Annotated in this window: 9 protein-coding genes; 7 read left to right on the forward strand and 2 right to left on the reverse strand. The window is 70.4% G+C overall.

What is annotated here, in order from left to right:
* Both AC1DU6_RS12010 and AC1DU6_RS12015 read left to right on the forward strand, forming a co-directional pair.
* A partial coding sequence (locus AC1DU6_RS12010; RefSeq protein ID WP_477857419.1) for an NnrU family protein occupies positions 1-227 on the forward strand: 227 nt, incomplete at its 5' end.
* Positions 228-301: 74 nt separating this feature from the next.
* The gene (locus AC1DU6_RS12015; RefSeq protein ID WP_457325643.1) at positions 302-1090 is read left to right on the forward strand and encodes a substrate-binding periplasmic protein; all 789 of its coding nucleotides are present in this window, start codon (positions 302-304) and stop codon (positions 1088-1090) included.
* Positions 1091-1093: 3 nt separating this feature from the next.
* Here the strand turns inward: AC1DU6_RS12015 and AC1DU6_RS12020 are convergent, their stop codons facing one another.
* Positions 1094-2074, reverse strand: coding sequence for a 2-dehydropantoate 2-reductase (locus AC1DU6_RS12020; protein WP_056194404.1), 981 nt, complete (start codon positions 2072-2074; stop codon positions 1094-1096).
* A gap of 342 nt (positions 2075-2416) precedes the next feature.
* Between AC1DU6_RS12020 and AC1DU6_RS12025 the strand changes: the two genes are divergently transcribed.
* The 5 genes from AC1DU6_RS12025 (at position 2417) to AC1DU6_RS12045 (ending at position 8486) form a co-directional block, all read left to right on the forward strand.
* Positions 2417-4648 carry a C1 family peptidase gene (locus tag AC1DU6_RS12025; RefSeq protein WP_477857421.1) on the forward strand — a complete coding sequence of 744 codons (2232 nt, stop codon included), beginning with the start codon at positions 2417-2419 and terminating at the stop codon, positions 4646-4648.
* Positions 4649-4735: 87 nt separating this feature from the next.
* Positions 4736-5155, forward strand: coding sequence for an SRPBCC family protein (locus AC1DU6_RS12030; protein WP_457324487.1), 420 nt, complete (start codon positions 4736-4738; stop codon positions 5153-5155).
* A 19-nt stretch (positions 5156-5174) separates the two neighbouring features.
* Positions 5175-5456 carry a hypothetical protein gene (locus tag AC1DU6_RS12035; protein WP_457324486.1) on the forward strand — a complete coding sequence of 94 codons (282 nt, stop codon included), beginning with the start codon at positions 5175-5177 and terminating at the stop codon, positions 5454-5456.
* Positions 5457-5479: 23 nt separating this feature from the next.
* Complete coding sequence (locus AC1DU6_RS12040) at positions 5480-5914, forward strand: VOC family protein (RefSeq protein WP_457324485.1); 435 nt, start codon at positions 5480-5482, stop codon at positions 5912-5914.
* Positions 5915-5930: 16 nt separating this feature from the next.
* Positions 5931-8486, forward strand: coding sequence for a serine/threonine-protein kinase (locus AC1DU6_RS12045; RefSeq protein ID WP_477857424.1), 2556 nt, complete (start codon positions 5931-5933; stop codon positions 8484-8486).
* A gap of 258 nt (positions 8487-8744) precedes the next feature.
* On the opposite strand, the gene AC1DU6_RS12050 is transcribed toward AC1DU6_RS12045, so the two are convergent.
* Positions 8745-9323 (reverse strand): FCSD flavin-binding domain-containing protein (locus tag AC1DU6_RS12050; protein ID WP_477857426.1); only part of this gene is annotated, 579 nt, incomplete at its 5' end.

A 9323-nucleotide genomic window follows, 5' to 3' on the forward strand; every position in this document is an offset into this window, starting at 1 on the left:
TTGCCCACCTGATCGCCAACAACACGCTGGCCGACGTGATGCTGTTCGGCAGCTTCCTCGTCTGGGCCATTCTGGTCTTTCGCGCCGCGCGGCGTCGGCCAGGGCCGGTGCCGGCCGCTGGCACGGTGGCCGGCACGGCGGCCACCATCGCCGTCGGCGTCGCGCTGTGGGCCTTCTTCGCCTTCTGGGCGCACGCGGCCTGGCTGGGCATCGCACCGTTGGGGTAGGCGGCGCACGCCCATGAACCTAAGTCCTCGGCGAGGTCCTGCGCGCGCAGCGGTACGCATAGACTCGAAGGTAGATGACCCGCCGCTCTTGGATGCGCTTTTGGGCCTGCCTTCTGGCCCTGACGGCAACCGTCGCCAACGCCACAGACACCCAGGCCAAGCCCCTCACCGCCTGTGGCGAACCCGGCATCGGGCCGCCCTGGCTGTACCGCACGCCGGGCCTGCCGCAGCAGCTGAACGGCTTCCTCGTCGATCTCTGGCCGCCGCTGTTTGCCAAGCTCGGTGTCGAGCTCAAGTTGATCGGCGACCTGCCGTTCAAGCGCTGCCTGCGGGCCGTCGCGTCCGGCGAGATCGATTTCGCGCTCGCGGCCTATTACGACGACGAGCGCGGCAAGCTGCTGGCTTTTTCCAAACCCTACAAGACGTTCACGCCCCAGGTCTTCTTCCGCAAGGCGCAGCCCTTGCAGATTTCCGACCGCGCCGGGCTGAAGCGCTGGCGCGGCTGTGGCAAGAACGGTTCAACTTATGCCCACTACGGCCTGGGCCCGGGTGACCTGGACCAGGGGGCGCGCAACTACCAGCAGCTGATCGAGAAACTGCTGCTCGGCCGCTGCGACTACTTCGTCGAAGAACTCGAAGTCATCGAGCAATGGGAGCTCGGCAAGGTCGACCACCTGGCCACGCCGGGGCTGGCCCATGCGCCGCTGTCGGACGTCTCACCACCGGCCTTCCATGTGGTCGCCGCACGGGGGAGCGCGGCGGCGGAGCTGCTGCCACGCCTGGATGCCGCCTTCGCCGAGGCCACGCGCAAGGGTGAAGTGGCGCGCCACTGGAAGCGCCACGCAGGCAAGCTGCCCTACTGAACCTCAGGCGGCCGACTGGCCGCGGCATGCGTCCATCAACCTCGTCAACCCCAGCAACGCATCCAGCATCGGCGTCGCCACGCCGAGCTGCTGCGCCAGCTCCCGCGGCGCCGCCAGCAATGCGTCGGTCTCGATAGGCCGCCCCGCCTCGATGTCCTGCAGCATCGAGGTCTTGAAGGCCCCGAGCGAGCGCGTGATGGTGTGCCGGTCCTGCGGCGTCTGGGCGATCGGGCAGCCCATGCCTTCACCGACCTCGGCGGCCTCCGCCATGATGGCCGTCGTGAACTCGCGCACGAGGTCGTCGTCCAGGATGCGGTCCGTCGTGGCGCGGGTCAGCGCCGAGACCGGGTTGGTCGTCATATTGCCCCAGAGCTTGTACCAGGCGTCACGCTGGATGCTCTCGGCCGCCTTGGCCTCGAAGCCGGCGTCGCCGAGCAGCGCGATCAGCGCATCGACGGCCAGGCTCGTGCCGCCCGTGGCCTCGCCGATCAGCAGGCCGTTGCCCATCACGTGGTGGACCCAGCCCGGGCCGCGCAGCGCGCAGCTGGCATGAACGACGCAGCCGATGACGCGCTGGGGCGGGATCAGCGCGGCGATGCGGCCATCGGGGTCCACGCATTTCAGCGTCAGCCCCTGCACGGGCAAGCCGGCCGTGAACCACCATGGCAGGCCGTTCAGCGCCGTGAGCACGCGCGTGTCCGGCCCGCAAAGCTGGGCGACCTGGGCCGCGACGCCGGCGATGGCCGGGCCCTTGACGGCGAGGATGACCAGGTCCTGCAGGCCGAGCTCGGCGGCGTCGCCGGTCACGCGCAGCGGCGCACGCCAGCTGTCCTCGCCGCTGTCCAGCCGCAGGCCGTGCTCACGCACGGCCGCCAGCGTGTCGCCGCGGGCCAGGGCGCTGACGGCCACACCTTCGACGCGTTGCAGATGCGCGGCCATCCAGCCGCCGATGGCCCCCAGGCCGACGATACAGACCTTAAACATGGGGGGGCCTGCTCGCCCTCAGGGGAGCGATGCGAGAGGGGCTGCGCGGGTGCAGGGCTAGGCGTGGCGCTGAAGCCCGGGCTTGCCGCCCGGGCAAGGCGCCCAACAACGCCATGCGCCCGCGCAGCCCCTCTCCCGAAGGGTTGTCACTCAAAAGCCCGCGCGCGGCGTTGCGCAGCCTCGCTGGGGACGACCCCAGCTTCGACTTCGCGCCTTGCTCGCGGGTTTTTGAGTGGCAACGCATCCGTTCCCCTGAGGGTGAGCAGGCCCCCAGTCTCGCATGCGGACTTGTCCGTGCGAAAGGCTGCGGCCATCATCCGCCGTCCTCCCGAGGAGACCACCATGGCCACCAAGACCCGCAAGCCCGCCACCGCCAAGAAAGCCGCCGCCAACGCCGTTTCCGCACCCAAGCTGGACGCACGCCCCGATCGCCTGGACCTGCGCGATCTCGTCTACCGCTCGCCGCTGCGCTCCCTGCCGCCGCGCTGGCCGATGGACAGCGACCTGAAACGACTGCTGCCCGCCTACGTGAAAGCTGGCCGCATCCTCAACCAGGGCAATGAAGGCGCCTGCACCGGCTTCGGCCTGGCCTGCGTGACCAACTACCTCTACTGGCTGCGCCACCTCGACGCGCCGCGCAGCCGCACGCAGCCCGAAACCGTCAGCCCGCGCATGTTCTACGAGCTGGCCAAGCTCTACGACGAATGGCCCGGCCAGGACTACGAGGGCTCGTCCTGCCGCGGCGCCCTCAAGGGCTGGCACAAGCACGGCGTCTGCTCCTTCAAGCTGTGGCCCTATCCGCTGAACAAGAAGGGCAACGGCATCTTCGAGCGCCCCGCGGCGGGCTGGGACGATGACGCGACGACGCGAGCGCTCGGCGTCTACTACCGCGTCGACAAGAAGAGCGTCGTCGACATGCAGGCAGCCATCTACGAGATCGGCGCCATCTATGTCTCGGGCGACGTGCACGACGGTTGGACGCTTGACGAATCGCCCATGCCGGCCAGCCACGACAAGCTGCCGCGCATTGAGCGCATGGCCCGCAAGACCGGTGGGCACGCCTTTGCGCTGGTGGGCTACAACGAGCGCGGCTTCGTCGTGCAGAACAGCTGGGGCACCGGCTGGGGCGCCAGCGGCTTCGCCGTCCTCAGCTACGAGGACTGGATCACCAACGGCACCGATGCCTGGGCCGTTGCCCTGGGCGTGCCCCAGGACCTGTCGGACATCAAGAGCCGCCAAGCCGTGGCAGCCAAGACGGCAAGAGGCGCCAAGGCCGCGCGCGTGGCCGGCGGGTTTCGCGCCATGGCCGGCCGCGGCCTGTCGGACGTTGGCGCGACGCTGCGTGTCGATGACAACCCGCGCGATGACCCCTGGCCCATCAACCACGTCTTCGCCCACAAGCCCTACCAGCCATTGCGCACCGACGAGGCCTACACCCACACCCTGGTCTCGGGCAACGACGGCCAACTGATGGCGACCGACTTCACCCGTGCCCGCGACGACCGCGAAGGCCTGGCGCGCGAGATCGTCGTCGAGCGCCCCGCGGCCTGGTTCAAGGCCAGCAAGGGCAAAACCGTCAAGCTCGCCATCTACGCCCACGGCGGGCTGAACTCGGAGATCGGCTCCGTCCAGCGCATCCGCGTGATGGCGCCCTACTTCCTGGCCAACGGCATCTACCCGCTGTTCTTCACGTGGAAGACTGGCCCGGGCGAGACGTTGACGGACATGCTCGAGGATCTCAAGCACCGCATCGTCGACTCGGCCGATGTCAGTACCGGCATGCTGGACCGCCTGCGTGAGGTCGCCGCCGAGGCCAAGGACCGCGCCATCGAGGCCGTCGGCCGCCAGTTCGCGCGCGGCATCTGGAGCGAGATGCGCGAGAACGCCGAGGGTGGCGCGACAGCCGACCATGTGCTGGACCTGGCCGCCCGCATGCTGCGCGAGCTGCGCGACGCGCTGGCCAAGAGCGGCAAGACGCTGGAAGTCCACCTCATCGGCCATTCGGCCGGCTCCATCCTGATCGGCCATCTGCTCGGCCGCCTGGGTGGTGCCAACGTCGTGCAGGCCGCCAGCTGCGAGCTTTACGCCGCCGCCTGCTCCAGCGGCTTCGCCGTGCAGCACTACGGTGCGGCCGGCCAGGCTGGCGTGCTGTCGCTGGACCGCCTGCGCCTGCACGTGCTGACCGATGCCAACGAGCGCGCCGACGGTCTGCCCAACGCCGAGCGCGACATCTACGGCAAGTCCCTGCTCTACCTCGTGTCGCGCGCGCTGGACGACATCCGCAAACAGCCGCTGCTGGGCATGGAGCGCGCCCTGGTGCCGCCGGACGCGGCGTGGCTGGACGACCAGTGGGCCGGCCCGCCGAATGCCGACGTTGCCGCCTGGCTCAAGCTGTGGCCCGGCGGCAACCTACTGAACCGCGTGACGACGCCCAAGATCCGCACGACCAAGGCCGGTGACCAGATCGATGCCAGTCATGGCAGCTTCGACAACAACATCGACATCCTGACCGGCACGCTGGAGCGCATCCGCGGCGACGCCCTCGTCGCGCCGATGGAGTGGCTGGACTACTGACGCGTGGGGACGGTTGGAGATGTCCGGTTCCGGCCAGCGCAGGGCTGGCCAAGCGGCCACCATGAGCCATCATTTCTGGAGACGGCCATGGCCTCCATCCACCGCGAAATCCTCGTCGATGTCCCCGCCGCCACCCTCTGGGATGCGATGCGCGATCCCGGCGCGCTGCACACCCGCCTCGCGCCCGCCTTCGTCACCGAGTGCAGGATGGACGGCAATACGAGTGATGAACAGGCCCGCGAGCTCCGCTTCGCCAATGGCATGACGGTGCGCGAACTCATCGTCGACATCGACGACGACCGCCGCCGCATCGCCTGGTCGGCCGTCGGCGGGCGGCTGACCCACCACAACGCCTCGACGCAGATCTTTGAGGAAGGCAGCTCACGCTGCCGCGTCGTCTGGATCGCCGACCTGCTGCCCCACGCACTGGCACCGGCCATCGCCACCATGATCGAGGCAGGGCTGCAGGCCATGAAGGCGCACGCGGAAAGCATTTTCACCGCCTGACTGGCTTCCAATCCAATCGTTGCAATCGACAATCCTTCGCGACAACCTTGATCCGAATGGAATGCGTTCTGTAAAGCGCCTGCTTATCCTTGTCCTGCCCTGGTTGCTGTTCGTCAGCGGCATCGGCATCGTGTTCAAGCCTCAAAGCGGCGCGCAATGGCTTCTGGCTGGGCACTGGCTGCTGATCCCCTTCCTGCCTGTTTACGTGCTTCTTGTGTGGCTTGTGTTTCGCGCCACCCGGCCTCCCAAGGAGACGCCGACGACGCGGTGGATCAAGTCCGTGCAACAGCGAAAGAAATAGCAGAGGCGTCGACAATCACGACCATGAAATACCTCCACACCATGGTGCGCGTCGAGAACGTCGACGCGTCGCTGCGTTTCTACCGCGACGCCCTCGGCCTGCACGAAGTCAAGCGCTCCGAAAGCAGCGCCGGCCGCTTCACGCTCATCTACCTCGCCGCGCCAGGCGACGAAGACGCCCAGGTCGAGCTGACCTACAACTGGCCGGACGCCGACGGAAAGGCAGAGACCTACACCGGCGGCCGCAACTTCGGCCACCTGGCCTACGCCGTAGACAACATCTACGCCGCCTGCCAGAAGCTGATGGACCACGGCGTGACGATCAACCGCCCGCCGCGCGATGGCCGCATGGCCTTTGTGCGCTCGCCCGACGGCATCTCCATCGAGCTGCTGCAGGCCGGCCCGTCGCTGGCGCCGGCCGAGCCCTGGGCGTCGATGGCCAACACCGGCAGTTGGTAAGCCCGCGCCGGGCGTGGTGCAGGCTGAAGCGGGCGACGCCGCGACGTTGACCGGCCTGCGGCTGGGTGCCTGGGTGCTGTGGCGGCGCATCGGCCGCGGCGGCCTCGGCGAGGTCTGGGAGGCCGAGCGCGCCGACGGCCTCTACCAGGCCAGCGCCGCCATCAAGCTGCTGCACGGCGACAGCGCAACGCCTGCCGTCGCGCGGCGCTTCCTGCGCGAGCGTGCAGCGCTGGGCCGCCTCACGCACACCGGCGTCGCCGCCCTGCTGGACGCCGGCGTGCAGGCGCCCCACGCCTACCTGGTGCTGGAGCTCGTCGACGGCCTGCCGCTGGCCGAGCATGCGCGCGCCCAGCTCCCCACCGTGGCGGACCGCGTCACGCTGCTGCTGCGCGTGGCCGAGGCGGTGGAATACGTCCATGCGCGCCTGGTCGTGCATCGCGACCTCAAGCCCGCCAATGTGATGATCACGGCCGCAGGCCTGCCCAAGCTGCTGGACTTCGGCCTGGCGGCCTCTCCCGGCCAGGCCGTGGACGAGGCCCGTGCCGGCCTGACACCGGCCTACGCAGCCCCCGAGCTCATCGAGAGCGGCGACGCCGGCACGGCGGTGGATGTCTTCGCCCTGGGCGTCATGCTTTTCGAGCTGCTGACGGGCCGGCTGCCCTTCGGTGCGCGTGGCGACAGCCGCGCGGCGCTGGAACACGCAGTGCTGCACCAGCCCCCGCATCGCTTCGCCGCGTTGCTGGGCACGCCCGAGGACGAGGACGGCCCCGGACGCCCGCGCGACGCGCAGCGCGCCCGCGGCGACCTCGAGGCCATCGCCGCCAAGGCCCTGCACAAGAACCCGGCCGAGCGCTATGTCGGCGTGCATGCCTTCATCGAGGACCTGCGGCGCTGGCAGACCCAGCGCCCCGTGATGGCCAGGCGCCGCCTCAGCCTGCGGCACCGCACCGCCCTGCTGCTGCGCCGCCACACGCTGCTGGCCGGCCTGTCGGTGCTGCTGCTGGCCAGCTTGACGGCCGGCATCGCCGCCAGCCGCTGGCAATGGCGCGAGGCCGAGTTGGCACGCCAGCGCAACGACAGCGTCGCGCGCTTCATCACCGAGCTGCTCGCCGGTGGCAGCCTGCCTCGCCAGGGCCGCATGCCGTCGGTGCTGGAACTGCTGGACGACAGCCGCGACCGCCTGGACGAGTTCGCCGACGACCCCGCGACGCGGCAACGGCTGCTGGAGGTGCTGTCGCGCACCTACATGGCCCTGAACCGCTTCGACCATGCCCTGCCCTTGGGCGAGCAATGGCTGGCGCTGGCACGCCAGCAGCATGGCGAGGACGAAGCGGCGGTGCTGCAGGCCCGGCTGAGCCTGGGCCAGGTGCACCAGATCATGGGCAACGACGACGAGGCCATCGCGCTGCTGGAGCCGATCGCGGCGCCGCTGGCACGCCGTTTCGGCCCCGACAGCGAGGCGGTGCGCCAGCAGCAGTTCATCCTGGCCGCCGACTACATGCACGTCCGCCGCCTGGACGACGCCGAACGCGCGCTGGAACGCGTGCGCGTGCTGACCGACAGGCTCCACCCCGGCGACGACTACGAACGCGCCGACTACCTGCAGAACCTCGGCGTGCTGCGCCAGCGCCAGGGCCGCCTGGCCGAGGCGCYGGACCTCGTGCGGGCGACGCAGCCGATGTGGACCAGCACCGACCCGCGGTTGACGTTGCCCGTGCTGGTGCTGCGCCACAGCGAGATTTCAATGCTGACGCTGAACGCGCTGTTCGACGGCATCGACACACGCGCCGCGCCACTGCTTGCCGACATCCGCAGCAAGCTCGGCCCTGGCAACGACCTCGCGCTGCAAGCCGCTACCGGCTGGGCCGAGGCGCTGCAGCTGCAGGGCCGCCATGCCCAGGAGGTGCGCACCCGCCAGGCGCTGCTGGACGGCGCCCGTGCCGACGGCCTGGCCCCGGACTCGCTGCTGATCTACCGCGCCGAACTGCTGCTCGCGCAGGCGCGTCTGGGCCAGCCCGACCTGAATGCCATGCGCGCCCTGGTGACCGAGGCCGCCGCGCTGGACGGCGGGCCGCGCGGCCGCTGCCTGCTGCTGGCGGCGGACGCCGCCCTGGCCRCCGGCAACCCGGCCCTGGCCGCCGAGGCCGTGCAACACGTGCGCGACAAGCCACTGTCCCCCGCCCTCGCCCTGCCCGGCAGCCGGCTGGCCAAGGTCGAGGGCCGGCTGGCCCGCGCCCGGGGCGAGCTGGCCCGCAGCGCCGAGCTGCTGAGCCAGGTGCGCGGCGTCGGGCGCGTCCATGCCTGGGGCTCGCGCCTGGATGCGGCACTGACCGCCGTGCTGCAAGGCTCGCCCGAGGCGCCTGCCCTGCTCGCCCAGGCGCGCCAGGCCCGGCCCGCCAGCCTGCCCGACAGGCACCCGCTCGACCTCGTCAGCCACTGGCTGGAGGCGCGCCAGGCCGCGGGTCGTGACGACGGCCCTGCCGTGCGTGCCGCCTGGGCGGCGCTGGCCGGCGCACGCGGCCCTGGCGCTGAAGCACCCACGCTGGGCAACCTCGGCGGGCTTTTCCCCTAGGAGTCTGCGCGGTAGAGGCGTGGCCCGCGCCGGGGCGAGTTGCGGGGCGATGCAAGGCGCCGGCGAGGCGTGGGTCGSGACCCAYAACGAGCCGGCAACGCCGCAKSRCCCCGCAAATCRCCCCGGCCCTYCGGGTTGAGSCWGGCARGGGCGCATGCGGCGTTGCTCGTCGTTGCGGGCGSGRGCCCGCGGCCTCCTCGCGCCTTGCCTGCGCCCCTGCCTGCCTCAACGCGGGCCACGCCTCTGCCGCGCAGACTCCTAGCCAAGCGCCAGCGTGTCGGCCCAGATGTTCTCGGCCCAGGCCAGCGCGATCCCAGCCTCGGCCGACGTCGCGGCCGGCGACACGCCCCCGGCACCGGGCACCGCCTTCATCGTCTTTTCTGCCGCGTCGTACTGATGGACGGAAGCCACATGCATGGCCTCGGTCGGCGTGACAAAGCTGTAGCAGGTGTTCATCACCACCGGCGCCGGGTTCACCGCCTCACCCTGGAGCAACTGCAGCACGGCCGCCGCCGCGAGCTTGGCCTGCTGGTTGGCGAGATGGCCCGACTTGGGCATGCCCGGCGCCGAGAAAATCGCGTCGCCGACGACATGCACGCCCTGCGCGGCCTGCGCCTGCATCGTCAGCCAGTCGATGCCGACCCAGCGGCGATTCACGTTGGCAAAGTCGCGCGCCAGATCGCCGGCACGCTGCGGCGGGATCAGGTTCAGCACATCGGCCTTGACGTCCTCGAACTCGAAGCGCGCCGTGCCGTCGGCCAGCACTTCCTTCAGCTCGGCATTCGGCCGGTACTCGAGCACGCCGGCATGGTGTTGCGCGAAGGCGCGCTCGAACAG

The sequence above is a fragment of the Roseateles sp. P5_B10 genome (assembly GCF_056400485.1).

Coding starts and splice junctions, on each gene's coding strand:
- AC1DU6_RS12025 (WP_477857421.1), top strand. CDS start 2,417: ATGGCCACCAAGACCCGCAAGCCCGCCACCGCCAAGAAAGCCGCCGCC.
- AC1DU6_RS12020 (WP_056194404.1), bottom strand. CDS start 2,074: ATGTTTAAGGTCTGTATCGTCGGCCTGGGGGCCATCGGCGGCTGGATG.
- AC1DU6_RS12015 (WP_457325643.1), top strand. CDS start 302: ATGACCCGCCGCTCTTGGATGCGCTTTTGGGCCTGCCTTCTGGCCCTG.
- AC1DU6_RS12030 (WP_457324487.1), top strand. CDS start 4,736: ATGGCCTCCATCCACCGCGAAATCCTCGTCGATGTCCCCGCCGCCACC.
- AC1DU6_RS12040 (WP_457324485.1), top strand. CDS start 5,480: ATGAAATACCTCCACACCATGGTGCGCGTCGAGAACGTCGACGCGTCG.